The sequence below is a fragment of the Lunatimonas lonarensis genome, from assembly GCF_000390185.1.
GTDB lineage: Bacteria > Bacteroidota > Bacteroidia > Cytophagales > Cyclobacteriaceae > Lunatimonas > Lunatimonas lonarensis.
The window spans coordinates 112,375-137,953 of the sequence record NZ_AQHR01000022.1 but is presented as its reverse complement, the minus strand read 5'-3'; the positions used below and the strand labels follow the sequence as shown (position 1 = coordinate 137,953).

The 25,579-nt window shown below is 45.9% G+C and carries 24 protein-coding genes; 4 read left to right on the top strand and 20 right to left on the bottom strand.

Annotation, left to right across the window (positions count from 1 at the left end; genetic code table 11):
• Positions 1-8: 8 nt before the first annotated feature.
• A complete protein-coding gene (locus tag ADIS_RS03250; protein ID WP_035804488.1) occupies positions 9-239 on the bottom strand; it encodes a hypothetical protein in 231 nt (76 codons plus the stop codon).
• Positions 240-313: 74 nt separating this feature from the next.
• Here ADIS_RS03250 and mazG point away from each other — a divergent pair, with 74 nt between their 5' ends.
• Complete coding sequence (mazG, locus tag ADIS_RS03245) at positions 314-1,129, top strand: nucleoside triphosphate pyrophosphohydrolase (RefSeq protein WP_010852881.1); 816 nt, start codon at positions 314-316, stop codon at positions 1,127-1,129.
• A gap of 505 nt (positions 1,130-1,634) precedes the next feature.
• Here mazG and ADIS_RS03240 read toward each other — a convergent pair.
• From ADIS_RS03240 to ADIS_RS03200, 9 genes are all read right to left on the bottom strand, one after another.
• Positions 1,635-3,152 (bottom strand): GH3 auxin-responsive promoter family protein, encoded by a 1,518-nt coding sequence (locus ADIS_RS03240; RefSeq protein ID WP_010852879.1) that lies wholly within the window; start codon positions 3,150-3,152, stop codon positions 1,635-1,637.
• A gap of 12 nt (positions 3,153-3,164) precedes the next feature.
• A complete protein-coding gene (lptB, locus tag ADIS_RS03235; RefSeq protein ID WP_010852878.1) occupies positions 3,165-3,896 on the bottom strand; it encodes an LPS export ABC transporter ATP-binding protein in 732 nt (243 codons plus the stop codon).
• A 3-nt stretch (positions 3,897-3,899) separates the two neighbouring features.
• Positions 3,900-5,600 (bottom strand): single-stranded-DNA-specific exonuclease RecJ, encoded by a 1,701-nt coding sequence (gene recJ, locus ADIS_RS03230; protein ID WP_010852877.1) that lies wholly within the window; start codon positions 5,598-5,600, stop codon positions 3,900-3,902.
• 101 nt (positions 5,601-5,701) lie between these two features.
• Positions 5,702-6,319 carry a hypothetical protein gene (locus tag ADIS_RS03225; protein WP_010852876.1) on the bottom strand — a complete coding sequence of 206 codons (618 nt, stop codon included), beginning with the start codon at positions 6,317-6,319 and terminating at the stop codon, positions 5,702-5,704.
• Between the two features lie 148 nt (positions 6,320-6,467).
• Positions 6,468-7,868, bottom strand: a complete 1,401-nt coding sequence (gene fumC / locus ADIS_RS03220; RefSeq protein ID WP_010852875.1) for a class II fumarate hydratase — start codon at positions 7,866-7,868, stop codon at positions 6,468-6,470.
• Between the two features lie 116 nt (positions 7,869-7,984).
• Entirely contained in the window at positions 7,985-8,407 is a 423-nt protein-coding gene (locus ADIS_RS03215; protein WP_010852874.1) for a hypothetical protein, read from the bottom strand.
• A 105-nt stretch (positions 8,408-8,512) separates the two neighbouring features.
• Entirely contained in the window at positions 8,513-8,896 is a 384-nt protein-coding gene (locus ADIS_RS03210; protein ID WP_010852873.1) for a RidA family protein, read from the bottom strand.
• 185 nt (positions 8,897-9,081) lie between these two features.
• Positions 9,082-9,777, bottom strand: a complete 696-nt coding sequence (locus ADIS_RS03205) for a response regulator transcription factor (protein WP_010852871.1) — start codon at positions 9,775-9,777, stop codon at positions 9,082-9,084.
• Complete coding sequence (locus tag ADIS_RS03200) at positions 9,774-11,489, bottom strand: sensor histidine kinase (RefSeq protein ID WP_010852870.1); 1,716 nt, start codon at positions 11,487-11,489, stop codon at positions 9,774-9,776. The genes ADIS_RS03205 and ADIS_RS03200 overlap by 4 nt, the downstream gene beginning before the upstream one ends.
• A gap of 90 nt (positions 11,490-11,579) precedes the next feature.
• On the opposite strand from ADIS_RS03200, the gene lysA reads away from it, so the two are divergent.
• The 3 genes from lysA (at position 11,580) to ADIS_RS03185 (ending at position 15,172) form a co-directional block, all read left to right on the top strand.
• A complete protein-coding gene (gene lysA / locus ADIS_RS03195) occupies positions 11,580-12,812 on the top strand; it encodes a diaminopimelate decarboxylase (protein ID WP_035804486.1) in 1,233 nt (410 codons plus the stop codon).
• Between the two features lie 489 nt (positions 12,813-13,301).
• Positions 13,302-13,517, top strand: a complete 216-nt coding sequence (locus tag ADIS_RS03190; protein WP_238325364.1) for a hypothetical protein — start codon at positions 13,302-13,304, stop codon at positions 13,515-13,517.
• A gap of 125 nt (positions 13,518-13,642) precedes the next feature.
• A complete protein-coding gene (locus ADIS_RS03185) occupies positions 13,643-15,172 on the top strand; it encodes a cryptochrome/photolyase family protein (RefSeq protein WP_035804485.1) in 1,530 nt (509 codons plus the stop codon).
• 4 nt (positions 15,173-15,176) lie between these two features.
• On the opposite strand, the gene ADIS_RS03180 is transcribed toward ADIS_RS03185, so the two are convergent.
• The 10 genes from ADIS_RS03180 to ADIS_RS03135 form a co-directional block, all read right to left on the bottom strand.
• Positions 15,177-16,601: an aldehyde dehydrogenase family protein gene (locus ADIS_RS03180; RefSeq protein ID WP_010852865.1), complete on the bottom strand. Its 1,425-nt coding sequence runs from the start codon at positions 16,599-16,601 to the stop codon at positions 15,177-15,179.
• A gap of 325 nt (positions 16,602-16,926) precedes the next feature.
• Entirely contained in the window at positions 16,927-17,511 is a 585-nt protein-coding gene (locus tag ADIS_RS03175; protein ID WP_010852863.1) for a precorrin-2 dehydrogenase/sirohydrochlorin ferrochelatase family protein, read from the bottom strand.
• Between the two features lie 12 nt (positions 17,512-17,523).
• Entirely contained in the window at positions 17,524-18,300 is a 777-nt protein-coding gene (gene cobA, locus ADIS_RS03170) for a uroporphyrinogen-III C-methyltransferase (protein WP_010852862.1), read from the bottom strand.
• The gene (locus tag ADIS_RS03165; protein WP_010852861.1) at positions 18,300-20,402 is read right to left on the bottom strand and encodes a HEPN domain-containing protein; all 2,103 of its coding nucleotides are present in this window, start codon (positions 20,400-20,402) and stop codon (positions 18,300-18,302) included. The genes cobA and ADIS_RS03165 overlap by 1 nt, the downstream gene beginning before the upstream one ends.
• Positions 20,403-20,449: 47 nt before the next feature.
• The gene (locus tag ADIS_RS03160; protein ID WP_010852860.1) at positions 20,450-21,172 is read right to left on the bottom strand and encodes a phosphoadenylyl-sulfate reductase; all 723 of its coding nucleotides are present in this window, start codon (positions 21,170-21,172) and stop codon (positions 20,450-20,452) included.
• A 161-nt stretch (positions 21,173-21,333) separates the two neighbouring features.
• Positions 21,334-21,750, bottom strand: coding sequence for an RrF2 family transcriptional regulator (locus ADIS_RS03155; RefSeq protein WP_010852858.1), 417 nt, complete (start codon positions 21,748-21,750; stop codon positions 21,334-21,336).
• Between the two features lie 105 nt (positions 21,751-21,855).
• Positions 21,856-23,742: a molecular chaperone HtpG gene (gene htpG, locus ADIS_RS03150; protein ID WP_010852857.1), complete on the bottom strand. Its 1,887-nt coding sequence runs from the start codon at positions 23,740-23,742 to the stop codon at positions 21,856-21,858.
• A gap of 128 nt (positions 23,743-23,870) precedes the next feature.
• A complete protein-coding gene (locus ADIS_RS03145; RefSeq protein ID WP_010852856.1) occupies positions 23,871-24,821 on the bottom strand; it encodes a HipA domain-containing protein in 951 nt (316 codons plus the stop codon).
• Positions 24,814-25,149 (bottom strand): HipA N-terminal domain-containing protein, encoded by a 336-nt coding sequence (locus ADIS_RS03140; protein WP_035804482.1) that lies wholly within the window; start codon positions 25,147-25,149, stop codon positions 24,814-24,816. Before ADIS_RS03140 ends, ADIS_RS03145 begins: the two co-directional genes overlap by 8 nt.
• Positions 25,136-25,384: a helix-turn-helix transcriptional regulator gene (locus ADIS_RS03135; protein ID WP_010852854.1), complete on the bottom strand. Its 249-nt coding sequence runs from the start codon at positions 25,382-25,384 to the stop codon at positions 25,136-25,138. Before ADIS_RS03135 ends, ADIS_RS03140 begins: the two co-directional genes overlap by 14 nt.
• Positions 25,385-25,579: the final 195 nt, after the last annotated feature.

The window sequence follows — 25,579 nt, the reverse complement described above, 5'->3', positions numbered from 1 at the left end:
TAAGCAGGTTATTTGAATTTGGCCAACACTTTGTCGACCTCATTGCCTGGGTTGCCGCAGGCATCTCCTGATTCCACCTTTTTGCCGCAATAGCCGCAGGTGCCCCCTTCCTTATTTAGGTAGGGGTTCTGGGAGGCGCAGGTTCCTTTGAACTCTCCATTCTTCAGGAAAATAAGCCTCACGGACATCAAGATGAAAAACAATGCAATAAAGCCTAGCGTGAGATATACAGTTGCCATATCAAATATATTTCCACAAATTTACGGATTACTTTCAAAACGTGTGTACTTTCTGAATAGTTTCCCGAAAACCTATGTCGAGCAAACCCGAGCGGAAATCCCAGCTGGAGGCCTTTGGCCGATTACTGGATATCATGGATGAATTGCGTGAGAAGTGCCCATGGGACAAGAAGCAAACCTTTGAAAGCCTTCGGCATTTGACGATTGAAGAGACCTTTGAGCTTTCCGATGCCATTCTCGATGCAGACCTGCACGAGGTCAAGAAGGAATTGGGGGATATTTTGCTGCATATCGTTTTTTATGCCCGAATCGGCTCAGAAACCGAGGATTTTGATATCGCGGATGTGATCAACAGTCTGAACGATAAATTGATCCGAAGGCATCCACATATTTATGGGGATGTAAATGCAGTCGATGAAGAGGAGGTAAAGAAAAATTGGGAAAAGATCAAGCTACAGGAAAAGGGACAAAAAAACCGGTCGGTATTGGGAGGTGTGCCCCGGTCTCTTCCAGCGCTTATCAAAGCCATGCGTATCCAGGAAAAAGCGCGGGGAGTAGGTTTTGACTGGGATGAACCTAGGCAGGTTTGGGCGAAAGTGGAGGAGGAGATGGCTGAGTTTAAGCTTGCTCATTCTGCGGAAAATGGGAAGATTGACCGGGAGGAAGCCACTGCTGAGTTTGGTGACTTGCTGTTCTCGCTCATCAACTATTCCCGTTTTATTGATATTAATCCCGAAGAAGCGCTTGAACGCACCAATCGAAAATTTATACAGCGATTCCAATACCTGGAAAGGGAATCAGCTAAGGATGGCAAACGACTGGATGAGATGACGCTCTCCGAGATGGATGTCTATTGGGAGCGTGCCAAAAGACAAGCAAAGGAAGAGTAGGGTTGGTTTCAAACTGATTTGGTTATTACGCAATGTGATCCATTGTCTCCACGCAATCTGTTGGCTTTATACAGTGAATGGTTCGTGTATGCTTGGAATGATTTTGAGGTCAGATAAGTGTAGGAGAAACGGCAAAAAAATGCTTTTCGGTTCAAGAGTCTTTTTTGTGTGCGTAAACGGCAATTAAAAGCGGTTAAAATCCGTTTTTTTACGTCCCGAAAATGTTTAGCTTCTCAATCCCAAGTGGTTATCCACAGATTGGATTTTTCAAATAAGATCATAACCTATTGAAAAACAAATAATTAACACATTACCTCAATGTTATGTGGATAAATGTGGATAAATGTGGATAAAAAAGCTTGTTTTTTTCAATGCCGATTTGGAGGCCATGGGGGCTACTTTTTTCGGAAATTGGTCTTCGATTCGATAGAATTTTTTGGCTTAATTTGTTACCGCCCCTTGCTTTTTATTCCGCGGCTAATGGTCAAAATTTCCTAAAATGGTATTATATCCATTTAAGGATTTCGTCGATATAATCTCGGTTGTTGGAGAGGCGGGGAACTTTGTTTTGTCCGCCAAGTTTGCCACGTGATTTTAGCCAATTCTCAAATGTTCCTGTGGGGGCAAAGTGGACTATTGGCATTTGGAGAACCATGTCATGGTAACGTTTGGCATCGTAATCCGAATTGATTTCACGGAGGTATCTGTCCAATAGGTCTTTAAAGGACGCTTCATCGGAGGGATATTTCGAGAATTCGATCACCCATTCGTGTGCACCCTTATTTTTGTGTTCTTCAAAGTAGATGGGAGCGGCGGTAAAGTTGGTAAGACTGGCGCCCGTGGCCTCGCAGGCCAGTTCAATGGCGCGCTCGGCGTTTTCAACGATGACCTCTTCACCAAAAGCATTGATAAAATGCTTGGTACGCCCGGAGATCTTGATGCGATAGGGGTGTGTCGACGTGAATTTGACCGTATCGCCAATGTTATACCTCCACAAGCCACCATTGGTGCTGATGAGGAGCGCATAGTTTTTGTCTTTTTCGACCGCCTCAAGCGGGATGATGTGGGGGGTCTCCTTTTCCCATTCATCCATGGGGATGAATTCGTAAAACACACCGTAGTCCAACATTAGTAACAGTTCGTCGGAATTTTTTTGGTCCTGTATGCCAAAGAAGCCTTCAGATGCGTTATAGGTTTCCATGTACCGCATGCCAGCAGAAGGGATCAATGCCTTGAAGATATTCCTATACGGCCCAAATGCTACCGCTCCATGAAAGAAAACTTCCAGATTTGGCCATACTTCGGAAATGTTTTTCTTGCCGGTCATTTCCAATACCCGCTGGAGTAGCACCAGTGTCCAAGTGGGTACCCCGGTTAGGCTTGTCACGTTTTCCCTGATCGTTTCCTCTGCCATCTTTTGAATCTTGGCCTCCCATTCATCCATAAGTGCGGTTTCGAGGCTTGGTGTACGTGCCAATTGTGCCCAAAGGGGGAGGTTTTGCATGATCACCGCAGAGATATCCCCGTATTTGCTGTTTTTGTTCGCGTCCAAGTGGTTGATCTGATGGCTTCCTCCGATAGACAGGCTCTTTCCGGTGAAAAGTTTGGTGTCCGGGTAGTTGTTGATGTACAGGGAGAGCATGTCTTTGCCACCTTTGTAATGGCATTCTTCCAGCGATTCCTCGGTGACTGGAATGAATTTACTCCGGGAGGAGGTGGTACCGGAGGATTTGCTGAACCAGGTGACCTCGGTTGGCCACAGAACGTTCTGTTCACCTTTCATCGTTCGCTCGATAAAGGGTTTTATGGCTTCGTAGTCGTGTGTAGGAACCTGACGGGCAAAGTCCTCGTAGCAGGAAATATGGCTAAAGCCGTGTCGTTTTCCGAACTGCGTCTTTTTGGCTGTATTGATGAGCTTTAGGAGAATTTCGTCCTGGACTTCGAAAGGATTGTTTTTGAACCGCTCGATCTGGCGGATGCGGTGTTTCAAAATCCAAGTCATCAGTGAATTTATCACTTCCATAGTTCTTAGGGATTAGATTTTTCTCTTAAGCTCAAAATGCTTGCCAAGGTATACCTTTCTCACTTGTTCGTCTGCTGCCAATTCCTCTGCGGTTCCAGATTTAAGCAGTTTTCCTTCATACATGAGGTAGGCCCTATCGGTAATTGAGAGAGTTTCGTTTACGTTGTGGTCTGTTATGAGTATACCGATATTTTTGTTTTTCAGCTTGGCAACGATGGATTGGATTTCTTCTACGGCAATGGGATCCACTCCTGCAAAGGGTTCGTCAAGAAGCACAAATTTTGGATCCACGGCGAGTGCACGGGCTATTTCGGTACGGCGGCGTTCGCCCCCAGAAAGAACCATTCCGAGGTTTTTCCGGACGTGGGTAAGGCTGAATTCCTCCAGAAGACTTTCGACTTTTTCTTTCTGCTCCTTTTTGGGGATCTTGGTCATCTCCAGTACGGCAAGTATGTTTTCTTCGACAGAAAGCTTTCTAAATACGGAGGCTTCTTGAGCCAGGTAGCCGATTCCGAGCTTTGCCCTTCGGTACATGGGAAGTGGGGTTATATCGGCTTGGTCGAGGAAAACTTTCCCCCCGTTGGGCTTGATCAATCCGACAATCATATAAAAGGAAGTAGTTTTGCCGGCACCGTTCGGGCCTAGTAACCCGACGATTTCTCCCTGTTCTACTTTTACAGAAATATCGTTAACCACTTTTCTGCCCTTATATACCTTGATGAGATGTTCGGCTTTCAATATCATGGGCTAGTCAAATTTGATGTCTTTTACGTAAAGCTGCAAGGTACTGGTGTTTCTAAAGGTATTTTCACGTACCTCGAAGGCGATATTGAACCTCATTTTACTATTCAGAAAGTCGTAGTATTTGCCGAAGCCAAACCCGATGCAAACGGGTCGCGTCAATTGGCCATCTTGGACGATTTCAAAGCGCAGGTGCTTTTCTTTTAGTATTCGTACATTGTCTGCGTACACTTGGTTTGCGCAGAAGACGGGTTCAGGGTTTCCTGGACCAAATGGAGCCATCTGCTTCAGGATATTGAAAAACTTGTAGTTGATCTGATCGAGTAGCAGTTCATCGTCAACCTCCAGTGTGGGTCTTAGGTGTTCTTCTTTGATACGGGTACTAACCACCTGCTCAAATTTCTCCTGAAAGGCGGGCACATTTCCTACCGAGAGCGTTAGACCTGCTGCATACTTGTGGCCTCCAAACTGATCGAGCAGGTCACTGCACTCCTGGATCGCCTCGTAAATGTCAAAGTCGTAAACCGAACGGGCACTTCCGGTGGCTTTGTTGTTTGATTCTGTCAGGATGATAGTGGGGCGGTAATATTTTTCAATGCAACGGGAAGCTACGATACCAATGACGCCTTTATGCCAGTCCTCTTTGAACAATACAGTAGTCCGGTACCTGCCTACAGCTTCTCTGTCTTCGATCATCTGTAGTGCTTCCCGAGTGATGTTTTCGTCCACGTTTTTTCGGGTAGCATTCACATCCTCCACAAGCTCTGCCCGCCGTATGGCACTCTCCAAATCTTTGGAAAGTAATAATTCCACGGATGCCTTCGCATGTTCAATCCGTCCTGATGCGTTGATACGAGGGCCAATCTTAAACACAATGTCGGTAATATTGATGTCTTTTTCGACCTTACCTTTTAAAATAAGTGCTTTCAGTCCGGGGCGGGGATTGTTGTTGATACGGTCTAGGCCGTAAAAAGCGAGGACTCGGTTTTCGCCGGTGATGGGTACGATATCAGAGGCTATGCTGACGGCAAGTAGGTCTAAATAGCCGTATAAATGACTTGGACTCCTGCCTGTTTTTTGGGAAAATGCCTGAATTAGCTTAAATCCGACACCACAACCGCTCAGTTCTTTGTAGGGGTATAGACAATCTGACCGTTTTGGGTCAAGGATAGCGATAGCCTTTGGTAAATGCTCACCTGGGGTGTGGTGATCACAAATAATAAAATCTACCCCCAGCGAATTGGCCAAATCGATTTTGTCCAGTGCCTTAATGCCACAGTCCAACGAAACGACCAGGCTGAAGCCATTTTCCGCGGCGAACCTAACGCCTTTTTCCGAAATCCCGTACCCTTCCTTATAGCGGTCCGGTATATAGTAATCTACCCGGTCGTAAAAGTCCTTCAGGAAACCAAAAAACAAAGCAACAGAAGTGGTGCCGTCTACGTCATAGTCGCCGTACACGAGAATTTTTTCTTCCTCCTCGATCGCTCGGATAATCCGGTCTACCGCCAGTTCCATGTCTTTCATGAGGAATGGATCGTGGAGCTTGTCCAAGTCGGGGCGAAAAAAGTCCTTCGCGGTTTGGAAATCTACCACACCTCTGTTTACCAGCATGTTGGCAAGTGTAGGATTTACATTGATTTCTTGACTGAGGTGCTCAACCTCGCTGGGACTTGCTTTTTGCTTGATTTTCCACCTAAAATCCATAGGGCGAAATTACGAAAGATTAGTCCTTAGGCTGTACTTGCCTAGGATTATAATTTGCCTGAAAAAAATAAAAAAACCGATCAATAACTTTCCGCGTACCCTCAATCACCCTTCAGTGCCACCTCCAATACCTCCTCCAAAGGAACCCGTCTACCATCTTTGTATGGGACAATCCAGGTCTCAGGAAAGCCGATTTTACGTAGGTATCGCTTCAATTTGTCCGCTTCCTGATAGGATCTAAATTGGCCCAGCACGTATTTGGTAAAGCCATCCTCGTTTACAAGTTCCAAATCAGGACTGTCTATTACCAAATCGCTTATGTCATGGCCTTTAAACGCTCCTAGTTGCACCCGGAAAGCCACTCCCTTATCCCAAGGGGATTCATTTTCCTTCTTTTCAACTTCACTGGCAAGCTGTCGCTTTAGTTCGTTTATCTGTTGTTCAAGTAGTTTTTGGTCGCTTTGGAGGCGGTTCACCTCTGCCTCCTTTCCTCCAAGTGCCTGCGATAGCCTTGCTGTCTCTTGGGTTAGGGAGTCTACCTTTGCCGCGAAAACCGCCCTTTCGTCGACCAATCTTTTGAATTCTTCGGGACTAGTCTTTCGTTTGGTTTTTTTCCAAGTTTTTCGTTCCTGTTTGGAGAGCTGGGCATTTGCCTGGTCTGGGGCGAGAAAAAACATTGCCGCCAGTGAAAGGAGAAGAAGGGGCTTGAGAAAGCGCATAGGCATAACTTTTTTTCGAGGTAAGATGAAAAACGAACGTAATGCCTACAAATTACAAAAAAACCGTAACAATTCTACTTTTAAAGGTAAATATCCAGTTTTTGAAGAAAAAGGGGTGCGGGATTTTCCCGCACCCATAGGTGTTTTTTTAGGACAACCCGCCAATCATCTGCTCAGGTTTTACCCACGCATCAAACTGTTCGTTGGTCAGGAGCTCGAGAGCTAGGGCGGCTTCACGGAGACTGGTCCCCTCTTTATGGGCTTTTTTGGCGATCTTGGCCGCATTTTCATAGCCGATATGCGGATTCAATGCGGTCACCAACATAAGTGAATTTTCCAGATGCCGCTTGATAAAGGTATCGTTGGGCTCTATCCCTACAGCACAGTGGTCATTAAAAGAAACACATGCATCCCCAAGCAGTCGCGCCGAGCTGAGCAGGTTATTGATCATCATTGGTTTGAACACATTTAACTCAAAATGACCATTTGCACCACCCACTGCGACTGCGGTGTCGTTTCCGATCACTTGCGCGCAGACCATCGTCATGGCCTCAGACTGGGTTGGGTTTACCTTGCCGGGCATAATGGAAGAGCCGGGCTCGTTTTCGGGAATTAGGATTTCTCCTATGCCTGAGCGCGGTCCGGAAGACAACATTCGGATATCGTTGGCAATTTTCATTAAGCTAACAGCCAGTTGTTTTAGGGCACCGTGTGTTTCTACGATCGCGTCGTGGGCTGCCAAGGATTCGAATTTGTTGGGAGCGGTCACAAAGGGATTTCCCGACAGTTCGGCGATCTTGGCGGCCACCTGCTCAGCGTACCCCTTCGGCGTGTTTAGTCCTGTTCCCACTGCTGTGCCTCCAAGTGCCAGCTCCGCCAAATGGGGAAGGGTATTTTTGATGGCGCGCAACGCATGGTTCAATTGCGCCACATACCCGGAAAATTCCTGCCCAAGGGTGAGGGGGGTAGCGTCCATAAAGTGGGTGCGGCCGATCTTAACCACATGCATGAACTTTTCGGATTTCTCTTTCAAGGTATCCCTCAGCTTTTCCACGCCGGGAATAGTAGTGCCGACCACCATTTGGTAAGCGGCGATATGCATGGCGGTTGGGAAGGTGTCATTCGATGACTGGGACTTATTCACGTCGTCGTTGGGATGGATGCTTTTTTTCGCGTCCGCGAGGGTACCTCCCATTCGTACATGGGCACGGTTTGCGACCACCTCGTTGACGTTCATATTGGACTGAGTGCCGGATCCTGTTTGCCACACCACGAGCGGGAATTGATCATCGTGGTCTCCAGCCAGGATTTCATCGCATACGGCCGCGATAATTTCCGCTTTTTGGCGATCCAATACACCTAGATCTGCGTTGGTCAACGCCGCGGATTTTTTCAAAATGGCAAAAGCGTGGATGATTTCCAGTGGCATTTGGTGTTTTGGGCCGCCTATTTTGAAATTGTTGATTGAACGCTGGGTCTGTGCACCCCAATATTTCTGTGCGGGAACCTCAACGGGTCCCATGGTATCGTGTTCTATTCGGTATTCCATAAGTGGTTTGGTTTAGCAAGACATCGTTTCGGGAGGCTAAATTACAACCTCACCGGCATAATCCATAGATTGGTTCCGAAAAACTGTACATGTAGCACCTTGTCAGATAGCCATTTTCAGCTTTTGTTTTTGATCGGCTGCTCAAGGAGACGATGAAGCAGTTCGTTGGATTCTGTGACTTTTCGTTTGAAATTGGAGACGGAAAAAAGCCAGTTTGCCAATCCTCCCAAAAAGCAAAGTGAAGACATGGATAGATCCTTTCCTACCCAGGCAAAGAAAAAACCAAGTAGCATGCAGACGATTAGCCAAAAAGCCAAGAAAAATCGGGCTCCTGGAAACAGCCTGTACTCAAGAAATACGATGCTTCCATGTTTGTTTGACTCAATATTGCCTACGATCAATGGAAGGAAGCTGTCTGCACGGGTGATTATTTTTGATATACGAAACCGATTACTGGATACCGTCCCATTGAAAAGTAGATTTTCTTCCTTTGGTTTGGCAAAAGAGGGATCAAGAAAATCCACCTGTTTTGTGACCATAGAGACCTTTCTTACAATCTCTGAGGAGGATAAGGGAGATACGATAACTTCGCTATGGGAGGGTAGCCAATTCACGGTGTAATAACTTTTGAAGGGAGGTAAAGTTTAGCTTTTTACCGCAATGCAGGAAATTTCCACGTTGACATTTTTGGGTAGCCTGCTGACTTCCACGGTTTCGCGGGCCGGAGGATTTGACTTGAAGTACATCCCGTAGGCGTCGTTTATGGTGGTGAATTCATCCATATTCCTGATAAATATCGAGCATTTTACTACATCTTGAAAGGAGTAACCTGCGTGGCGCAATACTGCCTCCAGGTTTTTCATCACTGCGTGTGTTTCCTCGGTTATGTTGTCGTTCACCAGCTCGCCTGTGACCGGGTCCAGCGCAATTTGGCCGGAAAGATATAAGGTGTTCCCGGCTATTACCGCCTGGCTATAGGGCCCAATAGGGGTGGGGGCTTCTTCAGTTAGGATGCATGTTTTTGGCATATAGTCGGATAGTTAACCTGTTTACAACGGTATTTCAGCAGGTAGATGCCCGGCAGGAGGTCGTTTGTCGGACGGTGAATTTTGTACGTTTTTAAGCCTCCCACCGGGCATCTCCTGACGCTCGGATTTATAAAAATACAAAGGGGCAGACGAATAAACCAATTGATACCTCAAAAAGAAAGGTTCTAACCCCCGGTTTCGACCAATTTAAAGCCTTCGCCATGGAGGGTGATAATTTGCACCTTAGGGTCGTCCTTTAGTAACTTCCTTATTTTGCTGAGGTAGACGTCCATGCTGCGGGCGTTGAAGTAGCTATCGTCTCCCCAGATCAGCTTGAGCGCATGCGAGCGGCTTACGGTTTGGTTGAGTTCTGAAGCAAGTAATCGGAGCAGCTCGTTTTCTTTTGAAGTGAGCTTATGTTCTCCGGTATTACTTTCCAAAAGCTGACGGTCGTAGTGGAGTGTGAAACCACCAAAGGTGTAGGTCTTTAGTGGTTTGCTTTCTGTTTTCGTTTGGGTACGCCGGAGAATTGCCGCAATCCGGAGCAGTAGCTCCTCCATACTAAATGGCTTGGTAATGTAGTCATCGGCACCGATCTTAAGGCCCGAGATGACATCTTCTTTTAGGTTTTTTGCGGTTAGGTAAATGATGGGCAGGTCTTCTTCAATTTTTTTTATCTCTTTTCCCAGCGAAAATCCGTCCTTTTTGGGCATCATTACGTCCAAAATGCACAACTGAAACGTATCTTTTTTAAAGCGGTTCCAAGCATCCTCTCCATCCCTGCACAAGGTGGTGTCGTATCCTTTCATGGTAAGGTACTCCTGAAGGATATCCCCTAAGTTAGGATCGTCTTCGGCCAGCAGTATTCTCGTTTTACTCATTGGGTTAGCGGGAGGTTTATGGTAAATAGGCTTCCTTTACCAGGTTCACTTTCTACCTGTACAGTTCCATGGTGTGCCTCTACCATGGTTTTTACGTAGGACAGTCCAAGTCCAAATCCCTTTACATCGTGGATGTTGCCGGTAGGTACTCGGTAAAATTTGTCGAAGATTTTTTTCTGGGCGTCCTTGGTCATTCCTATGCCGTTGTCGCGTATAGCAATATTTATCCTTCCGCCAGCGTCTATCAGCGTAATCTGAATGGTGGGTTTCTCTGGAGAGTATTTGTTGGCATTGTCCAGTAGATTGTTCAGAATATTGGCGAGGTGGAACGCATCCGCTTCCAGATAGGGTTGGCGTAGGTGGGAGGTGATTTGTATGGTTCCCCCTTTGTTTTCCACGATCAGCCCAATGTGGGACCGTACCTCTTCGATGAGTTTTATAAGGTTTATTTTTTCAAATTTAAGCGTGAATTCCTTACGGTCCAGTGCTGCGGCCTGAAGGACCTGCTCTACCTGTTTCCCCAGTCTTCTGTTTTCTTCTTTGATGATTCCCAAATAGCGGCTTCGGAAATGGTCTTTTTGTCCGATTTCCGGATCCTGCAGTGCTTCGATCGCCAAGCTTACGGTCGATATGGGTGTCTTGAACTCATGGGTCATGTTGTTGATGAAATCATTCTTGATTTCGGATATCATCTTTTGTCGAAAGATCACCCTTATGGCGTAGATAAAGCAATAAATGATAATTGCGAGGAACAGCAGCGAACTGAGCAGGGGTATCCAGATTTGCTGCAACAGGTAATTTTTTTCATAAGGAAAGCTGATTACCAAAAAGTTTGTCAGGCCTACCAGATCGCTGGGGAAGAGCTCGGCTCGTATGCCCGTTTCGGCCAAAAGTTTTAGGTCATCCACGGGGCCTATGCCAATTAAGTCCTCGTTGTTTTCCAAGATAGCAAGGGCAAACGGGGTGTCGATTCCCCTCCTAAGGAGCTGCTCCCGGATTTCCTGTTTTACCATCACGGTGTCTAATCTGCTCAATATATTTTGTTGGCTTTGGCTGAGGAGCTGATGGATTACTCCTTCCACCAAGCCAATCTTCATATTGGCCCGGACGATTTTCTCTGCTACATCCCGCGATACGTTGTATTCTTCCAGTATAACTTCCTGCCTATAGGAAGCGAAATTTCGTTTATTGACGTGTTGATCCTGATTGCTTAAGTATTCCAGGTGTTTTTCTTTTTCCTGGAGGAAAATAACCAGTTCATCCGGGGAGAAAAGGGAGGAAGCGTCTGCGGGGGTTAATTCCAGGTATTTTGCCAGCACCCTCGGGTCATTCAGCTCCCCTTCTTTGGTGGCAATCATTTTTTGAAATGTGGGAGAGATCTGAGGTAAAGGATAACTGAACATCGAATCAACCATTGAGGGTCTCCTTATGGCTACCTGATGTCTTCGTACGTGTAGCTGAATGGGTTCGATTGGCTGAAAAAGGGTCTGCTGAAATATCGTATCGACCATGAGGGAACTGAGTAGGATATCACTGGTTTCTCCTTTTTCAAGCTTGTCTACCGTCGCCATCAACGCTTGGGATACGTTCTGCTGGAAACGTTCCCGGTTGATTTTCAGCACGTTTCCAACCCAATAAAACTGAAACGCAATGAGGCCTAGGGTCGCAAAGGACATGGCCAGGATGATCGCGTTTATTCTGGTTTTTGACATTATACAAATTTAATGGATAGCTTAAAGAATGGGAGTTTCTTAACTATTTTTAACAGCAATACCTATATTTGCCGATTCAATACTCAATTCATGGAATTAACCGAACAGGCCTACCGAATTCAAGGCGTAGCGCTGACAGACCTAGCCCAAAAATATGGCACACCGTTGTATGTTTACGACGGGGAAAAGATTCTTAATCAGGTAAAAACCCTACAGGAAGCCTTTGCCGGGGTAAACCTTAAGATCAAATATGCGACCAAGGCACTCTCGAATATCAATATACTTAAACTTTTGAAAGGAGCGGGCACAGGTGTAGATGCCGTGTCAATAGAAGAAGTAAAGCTATGCCTGCATGTTGGTTTTTTGCCGCAGGAGATTATGTACACGCCGAATTGTGTGTCCTTCGAGGAAATCCAAGAGGCCGTGCAGCTTGGTGTGATGATCAACATTGACAATATTCCCATGCTGGAACATTTTGGGACGAGCTATGGTGGCGATGTCCCGGTCTGCATTCGGCTCAATCCGCATATCTTGGCAGGTGGAAACGCCAAGATCTCCGTGGGACATATAGATAGCAAATTTGGGATTTCCATCCTACAGCTGAAACACGTCCATAAGGTAGTGGAAGCTTATGGATTAAAGGTGGTGGGTCTGCACGTACATACAGGATCCGATATTTTGGATGCCGACGTTTTTCTGAAAGGTGCCGAAATTCTCTTTGAAGCTGCCACAGAGTTTAAGGACCTGGTATTTTTGGATTTTGGAGGTGGCTTTAAGGTCGCCTACAAACCAGGCGATATCGCCACTGATATGTTGGATGTAGGACAAAAGGTTTCCAGGGCGTTTCAGCAGTTTTGTACAGCTTATGGGAGAGAGTTGGAGATATGGTTTGAACCCGGTAAATTTCTTGTGAGCGAATGCGGATACCTGTTGGTCACGGCCACGGTAGTTAAGCCCACTCCTGCCACTACTTTTGTGGGGGTAAATTCAGGTCTGAACCACCTAATTCGTCCCATGATGTACGATGCATACCATGACGTCGTCAACATCTCTAAGCTGTCTGGGCCTGAGCGGGTGTATACCATAGTTGGTTATATTTGTGAAACAGATACCATTGCGGCAGACAGAAAGCTAAAAGAGGTTCAGGAAGGGGATCTTTTGGCGATACGAAATGCCGGAGCATATGGATTTAGCATGTCTTCAAATTATAACTCCCGTCTCCGACCGGCCGAGGTGCTGTTGCTCGAAGGCAAGGATTACCTCATCCGCGAGCGGGAAACCTTTGCGGACATACTACGCAACCAAACCGATCTGGTATTCTAGATTTTCTTGCCCGAAGGCTGAAGTGATACGTGTCGCCTTTTTTTGTGAATCTATATTTGTTTGTTAAAGATAATGGCGGGTTTGTTTGACCCGCTTTTTTTTTGCCTTTGAAGCTTCTTATTTGTACTTGCCCTCCCGTTGAAAAATTAGCGGAAAAATTTTCGAAGAATAAGTTGTGTAATAGAATAATATTTTATTCATTATATAATAACAACGAAAAGTAAAAATTTCATTTATATGTATTTCAAAAACAAAAAATAATATTCCAACAATTGAAATGCATAAAAATTTATCTGTAAAGCAAAAAAGTAATTAGAATCGGCGGTTGATTGTGCCGTTGTTAGTGCTTGGCGGTTACGCACTGAACCGGCCAAGCGCCGAAATCGGTAGGGTCTGTCATCTGATTGGGATAGGTAGGGATTGATTCGTATGGGAGTTTTAAAATCAAAAAGGAGTATGTCACTGATGGCGGTAAAATCAAAGGCAATTATGCAAGTCCAGTTAGATCAAAAAGATGCCGATAGGATTGCGGAGGATCTGTTGGAATATGCCGAAACCCTGTGCGGCGCATTGGGAATGGATTGCGATAAGGTATTGAACGAGTTAAAGGCAAAAGACAACATTCATCTGTTTCGTACCTTCAATCTGTATTTTGGCGAGTACATCGAGTTGCTCGACACCGAAAATTCGGTATTCACTGATTAGGTGTAAACGTATATTTTTTAGGTTTCTTCTAGTATTTTGCGGTTGCCAGGCCGTTTTGCCAGGCAGCCGCTAAAACAATTCCCTCCTCGAAATCGGTTATATGCCTACATCTTTGGTTAAGGCATATGGGTAAAGAGTTACGATTGATTTTGGGTGACCAGTTAAATTATCAGCACAGCTGGTTTTCGGAGCCGGATCCCGAAGTTGTTTTTCTGCTGATGGAAATGCGCCAGGAAACGGATTACGTCACACACCATGTCCAAAAGGTAGTGGCGTTTTTTTCAGCGATGCGTTCTTTTTCCCGGTTTTTGGCCGAAGGAGGGCATCGTTGCATGTACCTTACATTGGATGATCCGGCAAATGCCCAAAGTCTTACACAAAACCTGGATTGGATAATCTCCCGTGAAGGTTTCACTGCGTTTAGGTATTTGCTGCCCGATGAATTTAGATTGGACAAACAGCTCCATGACTATTGTAAGAAGCTTGGTATTCCCTCGCAGGTAGAGGATACCGAGCATTTTATTACCGATAGGTCGTTTCTCCAGACTTTTTTTGCCGGGAAAAAGACTTACTTGATGGAGAGCTTCTACAGGGAGCTTCGCAAGCACTACCAAGTATTGGTGAACGGAGATCAACCCATAGGAGATCGTTGGAATTTTGACGTAGAGAACCGGGAAGCAATCGCAGCCGTAAGCGAGGTGCCGGAGGGAAAAGGTTTTGCCAATGATGTCGCCGACCTGCTGCAACTTCTGGATTCGAGTGGGGTAAATACCATCGGCTCAGTTCCAGCAACCGGCTTGGACTGGCCTATAGATAGGCGGCAAAGCCTGGAGTCGCTACATTATTTTTGCGAAGAACTGTTGCCGCACTTTGGAAAGTACCAGGATGCGATGCATACGGAAAGCATTTATCTTTACCATAGCAAGTTGAGCTTTGCATTGAACACCAAAATGCTGTCACCTATGGAGGTGATCAGAAAGGTGGAATCTCTATGGCGTCAGCGGCCTCAGGCTTATCCACTAGCCGGAATAGAAGGATTTATAAGGCAGATTCTAGGATGGAGGGAATATATGCGGGGGGTTTATTGGGCTACGATGCCGGAATATGCGGAGCGGAACTACTTCGGGCATACAGCAAAACTGCCCTCTTTTTTTTGGACCGGAGATACAAAGATGAATTGCCTGAAGCATGCCATAAAGCAGTCGTTGGAATGTGCCTATGCCCACCATATCCAGCGTTTGATGATAACGGGAAATTTCGCCCTCCTCGCCGGGGTGCATCCGGACGAGGTGGATAGGTGGTACCTTGGCATCTACATAGATGCGATCGAGTGGGTGGAGATCACCAACACCAGAGGTATGAGTCAATTTGCCGACGGTGGGCTGGTGGGTACAAAGCCCTATGTCTCGTCAGCGAATTATATTTCAAAAATGAGCAACTATTGCGGGACCTGTTTTTATAAAAAAGATAAAAAAACAGGAGCTAACGCTTGTCCATTTAACAGTCTCTATTGGGCATTTTATGAAAGAAACCGACCCCTACTGGAGAAAAACCCACGTATTGGTTTTGTATACAGAACGCTGGACCGCATGCAAAACAAGCAGGAACTGTTACAGCAGGCCGAGATGTATTTGGCAAGTTTGGATGATTGTTAATTCGCTAGGAAAACCGGCTGAACAAGCGTATAAGTTTTTGTTTTTTGAGCGTATAAGGTGGGTAGAGGGTCTTTATTAGGTCAATTCGCGACGACTGCTGAAACACCGCTTTTTCATTGGAGAAGGCTATAAAGCCATGATAGCCATGGGCCTTGCCGATACCACTGTTGTTTACCCCTCCAAACGGAAGATTTGGATGCCCAAAATGGGCTGCACAATCGTTGACCACTAGGGCTCCACTGCTGGTTTTTTGGGCCAGTTGCTGAACCGGGTATCGGTTTCGGGAGAACACATACAGTGCCAAGGGCTTGGGTTTACCGTTGATTACATTGATTGCCTCATCTAGATCATCGTATCCTATTACGGGAAGTAAGGGGCCGAATAATTCCTCATTCATCACCTGCATGTTCTGATCTACACAGGAAAGTATCGTTGGCGCAAAGTATTTTTCGGTTTCCTGACCCTCTCCTCCATAGGTGATTTTGGCCCCCTCGGTAACGGCGTTATCCATAAGCTGTTTGAGTCGGTTCCAATGGGCCATATTGATAATCCGCCCATAGCTGTTGCTAGCTCTAATTCCTTTGTTGCGTGGGTTTAATAGTTGCTCGAAAGCAGCTGCAAGTTTTTCCAAAAAAGCACTTTCAATTGATTTGTTTACCAATACATAATCAGGAGCAATACAGGTTTGCCCACAGTTGATCGATTTGCCCCAGGCAATCTTAAGGGCAGCTTTATCCAGGTCACTGTTTGCATCTACTACTACAGGGGATTTACCGCCGAGTTCTAGCGTAACGGATGAAAGGTTATTTGCAGCAGCTTTCATCACCTCTTTTCCCACCCCGGGACTGCCGGTGAAGAATATATGATCGAATGGGAGTTCTAGGAGGCGTTTAGCTACTTGCACATCACCTAGAACTACAGACGCCTCCGCCGGTGAAAATAACGACGACGCCATTGAAGCTATCAAGGCGGAAGTGGCCGGGGAAAACTCGGAAGGTTTGATGATGGTGGTACAACCGGCTGCAATGGCCGATACCCATGGCCCGACGGTAAGGTTAAAGGGGTAGTTCCACGGAGAGATGATAAGCGAACGTCCTTTGGGTTCCGGTTGAACGTAGGCATTTGTACCCGTGAAATGGATGGGGTTTGGCGCCGTTTTGGGTTTCATCCATTTATCAAGGTGACGGATGGCATGGGAGATCTCTCCTAAAACCATGGATATTTCGGTAAGGTCGGTTTCAGGTCCCGGTTTACCCAGATCCTGAAAGGTAGCGTCTCGGATTTCCTGTGAATTTGTCCTTATCCAGGACTGTAATGCACGAAGCTTTTCTATGCGGTCCTGCTGATCTCCAGAGCGCAGCTCGAAGGCTTTTTCCTTTTGGTTTTCAAAAATACCCTTTAGGTCTAGGTATAGGTCAAATGTTGCCATGAAGGAAGTATGTGATTTTTTGGGAAAAGTAACCCATTCTTCTCTTTTTTACAATGGGTAACAGGGTACCGCTGATGGTTTAAAAAGTGAGAATTGTAAAAATAACATTAAAATATTTTCAATGAAACAACCATTTAGTTGAGAATTCGTCTTATATTTAGACGTAACCTAAATAATCAACTAAATGTACTGGAGTATTGACGGGTTGTTTGAGAGGGATTTGCTGCCCGAAAAACAACGAATTCGAGTTATTAAAAATTACATTACCAAAATCAAAGAAGATAAGAAAACGAAAAAGAGGGGATAACTTCCCCTCTTTTTCGTTTTAGACGGTTTCTCTTTTTTGGATCAGGCCCTCGGTGAGTTTATTTAGTGCTTCTACTTTGTATTCGAAGTCTCCTTTCAGGGTTTCTCTGTACTTGTGGATATTTTCGACCATCTCGTTGATATCTTCGGGGATAACCTCCTCCAGCAACTGTCTGAGCCTTTTGGCGGTGGTGGGTGACTTACCATTGGTGCTTATTGCTATTTTTACATTTCCTTTGGTTACAATGCCACCCAAATAAAGGTCGCAACACTCGGGGGTATCAGCGACATTTACCAAAATGGCCCGCTCCCTACAATCTCGGTAGATCGTTTTGTTCACCTCCGGGAAGTTGGTCGCAGCGATTACCAAGTGTCGGTTATTCAGGTAGTCCGGATGATAGGCATCTTCAATGAGTTCTATGTTGTCCCTTTGCGCAACCAATTCCCTTACTGGTTCCGATATTTCCTTCGAAAGGACGGTAACCCGCGCGTTGGGGCTGGACTTCAGCAGGAAAGTGAGTTTTTCTAGTCCAACAAAGCCTGCCCCCACCAGAAGCGTGTTCAGGTTCGAGACATTCAAGAATACAGGATACAATTCGTTCATGCCATTCCGTCATTAGGATGCAAATCGGTTGTTCACCAATGCCTCCTGGTAGATTTCCATCAACTTAACGCTCTCACGTACTACCTCTCCGATCACTATGACAGCTGGTGACGATAGTTGGCGTTCTGCGACCTTGTGCTCGATGTCGTCAATGACTCCGGCAGCCACTCTTTCTTCACAGGTGGTGCCATTCTGAATCAACGCAATCGGAAGCTGGCCCAGCCCCAGGCGTTGGTATATTTCTACAATCTCTTCTAGCTTGCCGGTACCCATTAGTATTACCACCGTGGCAGTGGACTGCGCCGCTAGTTTGAGATCGGCCGATAAGTGGCCCGATGAAGTGGTTCCCGTGATGACCCAAAAACTTTCAGAAACACCTCTTTTGGTGACGGGAATGCCCATCGATGCGGGCACCGCCACAGAGGAGGATATTCCGGGGATCACCTCAGTTTGGATACCAAAACGCTGGATATAATCGATTTCCTCCGCTCCTCTACCGAAAACGAAGGGGTCTCCACCCTTGAGCCGAACCACGTGCCCATACTTTTTGGCATAATGTACACATAACTCGTTTGTGTCCTGCTGCGGGTTCATTCTGCTTCCGTTTCGCTTGCCGACAAAAACTTTGAGGGCTTGTTCGGGTGCATGTTGCAGCAGTGCAGGGGCGATGAGGGCATCATAAAGGACGACATCGGCCTTATTGAGTGCCAAGACACCCTTTAGCGTAATCAATTCCGGGTCTCCGGGACCCGCACCTACCAGTGTAACTTTTGGTGTTGCTTGTTCCATTAGGCATTTACTTCTTTTTCCCGAAAGGCGTTGATCCCACTAAACACACGTCGAGCATCCTCTAGGTAGTTTTGGGCAAATGCTTCGGTAGGTTCGTTTGTCTTTATCTGGTAGACAATGTCGGATAAGGTGCTACCTAGGGATACCTTTCCGGATGAAACCAAGTGCTCATCAAAGGAACTGATGATACTCGCGTAACTGTTGGTGTTAATACTTTCAGAGGTAAGAATTGCTTTGGCTGCGTTCACCATCGCTGCGTAAGTATGGTATATTCCGTCAGACCACTTTTTCTCTGCCAGGCTTTCTTGTGCCAGGCTTAGCTTTTCTTCGGCTTCCAACAGGAGTGTAGCGACCAAGTCAATGACGACCCCGGCGCATTCTCCTACACCGATTGCTTTTACGTACTCTTCCTCATTGCCCCAATCGACAAAATCATAGGGAGCTAGGTTGTCTGTGCTGGAAAGCGGCTTGAGCAATTCATAAAAATACATCTGGCCTAGACGCTGATAGTATTCATGGAATGCTTCTTCCGCTTGTGCATGTTCTTCGTAGTCATCCAGCAGTGCCCTCAATGCCTCGGGGCCACGTTTGCTTGGGATTTTTATGACTTTGTCAGCAAAGATACCCTGACCACCGCCTAGGGTAGCCCCTCCCAGTAGGACTTGAAGGGCGGGCAGTACCAGTTTACCTGCTTTTATGGACATTCCCTGAAATCCGATCGAAGCCATATTATGCTGACCGCAGGCATTCATACATCCCGAAATCTTAATGGTCAGGTCACTGTTGTAGAGGTATTGAGGGTATTCGTTTGCGATAAGCTCCTCCAACACTACGGCCGCTCCTGTGCTGCTCGCAATGCCGAGATTACAGGTGTCCGTTCCCGGGCAGGCAGTGATATCGCCCGTGGTATTGTACCCAAAAGCTGCCATGTTCAGCTTTTTGAGTTCTTGGTAAAAGAACGCGATGAGCGATTCTTTTACATCACGGATGATTATGTTTTGGCGAAGGGTAAAACGTATTTCGTTATTGGCATAGGTTTTTACCAGGTCTGCTAGCTTACGTGCCACATCGGTTCGGAAGTCGCCGAGAGGAACCCGAATTCCCAATGTGTAGAAACCGGGCTGTTTTTGGGGAAATACGTTGGTTTTTCGCCATTTTAGGTAGGATTCGTCCGTAGGTTCGGCTACTTCTACCGAAGGAGGGTTGGGGAGGGTCTGGGCCTTTTCGTACGTTTCATGATCTATCGGGTAGGTCTTGAAAGGGAGCGCGGTTTTTTCCTCCTCTACCAGTTGCATAAAGGCTTCCAGTCCTATACCGCTGATCAGGAACTTCATGCGCGCCTTCATTCGCTTGGCCCGCTCTCCGTGCCGGTCAAACACACGCACAACGGCCTCTATGAAGGGTATCAGTTGATCGGTGGGAAGAAATTCGTAAACAACGTCGGCATGTCGCGGCTGAGACCCAAGCCCCCCCCCGAGCAATACCTTGAAACCTCTCACCTTCGTCCCGTTTTCCTCCCTGATTTGGGCGATGAATCCCAGGTCATGTAGATAGGAAAGCGCGGTGTCTTCTTCGCTTGAAGAAAAACTGATCTTGAACTTCCGGCCCATTTCTTGGCCGACGGGATTTCTTAGCATATACCGGAAAGCAGCATCTGCGTAGGGCGTTACGTCAAAGGGCTCTCGGGGATCCACTCCCGCGGTTTCAGATGCGGTGATATTTCGTACGGTGTTTCCACAGGCTTCCCGGATGGTCACGTCGTCTTTATCCAGTTCTGCCCAGAGGGCAGGTGTTCTGTCCAGGCTGACGTAATGGATCTGTATATCCTGGCGGGTGGTTATATGTAGTCTACCTGTAGAGTACTCATCCGAAACTTTACAGATTCGGTGCAATTGCTCGGAAGTGACTTTCCCGTAGGGCAGCTTGATCCGGATCATCTGTACACCGGGTTGGCGCTGTCCGTAAATGCCACGGGCTAGCCTTAAGCTTCTGAATTTCTCCTCGTCTATCTGTCCGGTACGGAACAGGGAAATCTTTTTCTCCAACTCGATGATGTCCCGTTCTACCACGGGGTTTTCTATCTCAGTTCTGAAGCTTTGCATGATAGTATGGTGTTGATTAGGTACGTCTAAAGATAAAATGGATTGATTTATTTTTCGATGGCAGGAGCTGCCTCGTGGAGCCCACATTCTTTTTGCGATGCTTCCCACCACCACCTGCCGGCCCTTGGGTCCTCATCAGGCGAAATCGCACGGGTACAGGGAGCGCAGCCAATGCTTACAAACCCTCTGTCATGCAATGGATTATACGGAATTTTGTGGTCTTGGATATAGTCCAACAGTTGCCCCATACTCCAATCCAGCAAGGGATTATACTTGATAATGCCATTGGCAGCATCCCACTCCAGCATTTTCATTTTTTGCCGGTTTGGGCTCTGCTCGGACCGAAGGCCTGTTACCCATATTTCGTTCCCGGCAAGTGCTCTTTTCAGAGGTTCTACTTTCCTGGCATGGCAACAGCTTTTCCGGTATTCAACCGATTCGTAGAAGCCGTTAATTCCCACCTCCGCGACCAATTTTTCCACCGAATCGGTTGTAGGGTAATAGGTCTTGATTTCTACCTGGTATCGGGCCACTGTTTTCGCCAATAGGTCATAGGTTTCATAGAAAAGCCTTCCCGTGTCTAACGTGAAGATTTTCACCGGCAATCGGTTTTTGGCAATTATTTCTGTGATGACCTGATCCTCTTGGCCAAGGGAGGTTGAAAACACCACCTTCCCGGGATGTAGGTCACAAAGCAATCGAAAACCATCCGCGATCCCGATTTGCTGTATCCGTTCCGAAAGATCGTCCAGTTGTTTCTTTTCCGCCATGATAGGTAACAATTGGTGTAAACAGTTGCTGTATGGCCATGTCAACGTTGCAATTGGTAAAAGCCTCGCCCTAAACCAACAAGCCCACGCTTACAAAATGGCAATACATTACAAAAGTATACAAAACCTACAAAAATTATAGAGTAAATGGAAGAAAAAAATCACTCTTTTTCCAAAATATCTTGTAGTGTCTTCATTTCCAGTATTTTGAGTGTTTCATCACGTACATTTGCCATCACTTTGTTTAAGCCGCAGGTGTCCTGGTTTTCGCACTCTTCACAGGGTTCATAGTAATTCAGGCTGACGCATGGAAGAAGGGCAATAGGGCCGTCCAGCAAACGGATTACACGGGAAAGAGGGATTTCGTGTGGTTCTTTGATAAGGTAGTAACCTCCTCCCTTTCCTTTTTTACTGCCCAAAAAGCCGGCTTTTTTGAGTTCCAGCAAGATGTTTTCAAGAAACTTGTGGGAAATCCCGTATTTCTCCGAAATTTCCTGAATTAAAATCGCTCCTTGTTCCTGATTTTTCCCCAAATAGATAAGGGCGTGGAAGGCGTATTTGGTCTTTTTAGATAGCATAGAGTTACAAAAATATCATTTTTTGCCAAACCAAGGAGGTTGTAAACGAAAAAAGCACTTGGAAACCCTGTCTCCAAGTGCTCTTATTGAGGGGGCAGGCGCTGCTTAGAGCATGCCTACACTTCTTTTTACAAAGTCGGTAAGATCTTTGCCGGTGAGCAGTCCCTGCGCCAACAAGGCCAAGTCAAATGCCTGCTTAGCCAATTTGGCCTGTTCTTCTTCGTTCTCTGCTTTTAGGATTTTATCAATCACACCGTGATTGCCGTTGATGGCCACTTTGTAGCTGTCTGGCAGGGATCCGTAAAAGGACATCCCGCCTCCGCCTGTTTGGGCCATGTCTTTCATACGCCGCATGAATTCGTCCATCGTCACGGTTACTGGAAGCTCTTCTGGGCTTAAGCTTTCCACCTCCACACTGTACGTTTTATTGGCGATGGCTTTTTCAAAAACCTCTTTTACCTTCGTCGATTGTTCCTCTGTAAGCAAATTGGCATAGCCGTCGTCTTTCTGGATCAGCTTCTCGGCTACATCGGAATCCACGCGTTTCAGGGATGTTTTTTCCAGTTTTCCTTCCAGGTGCTGGATGAAATGGCTGTCAATCGGGGAATCCATCACCAACACATCGTAGTCTTTCTTATTGGCTGACTGGATGAAGGCATCCTGCTTGCTGACGTTTGTGGCGTACAGGTAGATGGTCTGATCGTTTTTGTCGGTCTGGATCGCTTTTACTTTGTCGCTGTACTCGTTCAGCGTGAAAAATGCACCGTCGGTATTTTTCAAAAGGGTAAATTCTTTGCCTTTTTCGTAGAACTTATCCTCGCTGATCATGCCGTATTTTACAAAGAGGCCGATGTCATTCCATTTTGCCTCGTAAGCTTGCCGGTCTTTTTTGAACAGCTCCGAGAGTTTATCGGCTACTTTTTTGGTGATGTAATTGTTGATTTTTTTCACGTTGCCGTCCGCTTGCAGGAAGCTGCGGGATACGTTTAGCGGAATGTCCGGGGAGTCGATCACCCCGTGCAGGAGCATCAGAAATTCCGGAACGATGTCCTTTACCTCGTCTGTAATGAAGACTTGTCGGCTAAAGAGCTTGATTTTGTTGCGCTGTAGCTCAAATTCGTTCTTGACTTTTGGGAAATACAGCACTCCGGTTAGGTTAAACGGGTAGTCTACATTCAGGTGAATCCAGAATAGCGGATCCTCACTGAAGGGATACAGTTCTTTGTAGAATTTTAGGTAATCCTCGTCATTGAGCTCGTTGGGAGATTTGGTCCAAATAGGGGTGGTGTCGTTGATGATGTTGTCGACCTCTACCGATTTCCATTTTTTCTTGCCTTCCTCGTCTTCTCCGTCTTCCACACTTTCGGTTTTGGTGCCAAATTGGATAGGGACAGGCAAGAATTTGGCGTATTTGTCCAAGATTTCCTGGAGCTTAAACTTTTCCAGAAATTCCTCGGATTCGCTGTTAACGTAAAGGATCACGTCGGTTCCGCGTGTGGTACGGGTTCCGGGGCCTATTTCAAATTCCGTACTGCCGTCACAGGTCCAGCTAGCGGGAGCAGCTCCATCATGATAAGAAAGGGTTTGGATTTCCACTTTATCGGCTACCATGAAAGCGGAGTAAAAGCCAAGTCCAAACTTACCGATGATCTCGTTGGCATCCTTGGCTTCCTTGAATTTCTCTACGAATTCTGCTGCACCGGAGAAAGCAATCTGATTGATGTATTTTTTGATTTCTTCCGCGGTCATGCCCAGTCCGCTGTCCGATACGGTGATGGTTTTTTTGTCTTTGTCAAAGTTTACCTTCACGGTGGTATCTCCCAGCTCCCCTGCGTATTGACCCAATTGGGCCAATCGCTTGATTTTCTGTGTGGCATCAACTGCGTTGGAAACCAGTTCTCTTAAAAAAATCTCATTATCAGAGTAGAGAAATTTTTTGATAATGGGGAAAATATTTTCGGTATGGATCGAAATGGTACCTTTTTCCTGCATGGCTTTATATGATTTTGATTAAAACAATTTCGTACGTTAACTGAACCAGGGTAATCAAGACCTGTTCCAAAATCAAAAGGGTGTCAAAATGGCAGACTCCTAACGTTGAGCACTTTTAATCAACTCGATTATAGTTCGAGCTGTTTGGCTTTTTTATCAATCATTACGTGATAGGCTTCCTTCATTTTACTCGGAAGAAAGCTTATTTCCACAAACTCATGCCATTTGGGTATCGATTTTTTGAAACGCAGGAAAATGTTGTCAAATACTTTTTGATCAAGTTCGAACCTTCCTATAGCTGCTTCAAAATCCCTGCGGGTTAGTTTCCTTTTTTTTCCGTTAAGAGTGAGTGCCAATTCTTCGCTATCTCCTTCAACCACCAACTGGGCAGCTACCATGTCATAGGCGGGACTAAGGTTGTATCCCCTTTTCGGATCCTTAAAGAGAGAGAAGTTTTTCAGGTGCATGTCATTGTTACCGGTAAGGAAACAAAATACCACTTGCTCAAAGAAGTTGATGATATCAAATCCGGGATTGGTCGAAAAGTGAACCAGTGCTTTTCCAATCTGTTCATAGGAACCCCGATACTTCGATTCTGTTAACCGTTCGGTAAGTTGGCACATGTCTTCCATGTGGAATTTTTGCTTTCCTTTTCTATCAATTCGGCGGGTGATGTAAGCAAGTTCACCTGACTTTAAGCGGATTAAGGTATGCGGAACGGTTCTTATTCCGGCTATAGCTGCCAGATGCATCGTGAGGTCTTCTAGCTCGGGCAAACTTGGATAATGTTCACTCGGCGGTTTCAATATGTATCCGCCCCAAACACCCATAATAGTCAGTTTTTGAGGCTTATCTTTTTCGGTCATGTTTTCCAGCCCTAAGGAAAGCTTTGCCTGTACGCCGGTTACTGAGGACTGACTCTGTATTACCTTTTCAGCCAGTTCCAGCATTTGATCATTGGTATAGTCCAATAGGGGAGGAACAGGCTTACCAAATATTTTTTTGCTGCATTTTGAATGAAAATCCATTTCGCCTCCATCCAGTTCCTTATAACAATATAGACAGCAATTTTTACTCATCTTCTTTTTCTTCTTCCATTGGTTCAATGCTCACTGCACCTATGCAGTCGTGACAGGTTTTAAGTAACAAACCCATCCGATCACGTGCGCTTAGTTTCCAGTTTCTTTCAGCGATATTCAGTAACCACCCTTCCGGTATCAGACCGTCAAAAAACGGAAAAAGCACTTTATCCTGAAATGGTTTTTCTTGTAGCGGAAGGGTCAAACTTACAGGCTCTGCATCCTCTTTTTTCAGATAAACATCCCTATATTGAAAATAATACCCTTCCTCATCCTCTTTGAGAATTCCTGCCCAATCGGAATGCATATACACTTTAGCCTTTCTCATGGATCAGTTTACTGCGGTTTATTGGCACCGGACCGAGTTCATAACCAAACAATACCAATACCTGGTTTACCTTATCCTTTTGGAGGGAGGGTTTATCACGTTCCAATTCCCGTACAAAGCGTAAGCCTACACCAGCTTTATCTGCTAAATCGTTTTGAGTAAGCCCCAGTTCCTTTCTCTTGGCTTTTACAAAGCTGCTTAAGGGTGAAGCAGCATAGTTATTCCCTGTATTCATTCATAAACAATTTACCCGTTCGGGTACAAATATACAAATTTTGATTAAAATATACCCCATCGGGTATAGAAGAGTGTCTTTGACTATAGAGAGTACCCGTATGGGTATAATATGGTATAGAGTGCCTGTTCCATAAGTCGAAATCCAGTTCACTTTCCCCAGCCATAAAAACAAATGGCTCATGGGCTGGGAATT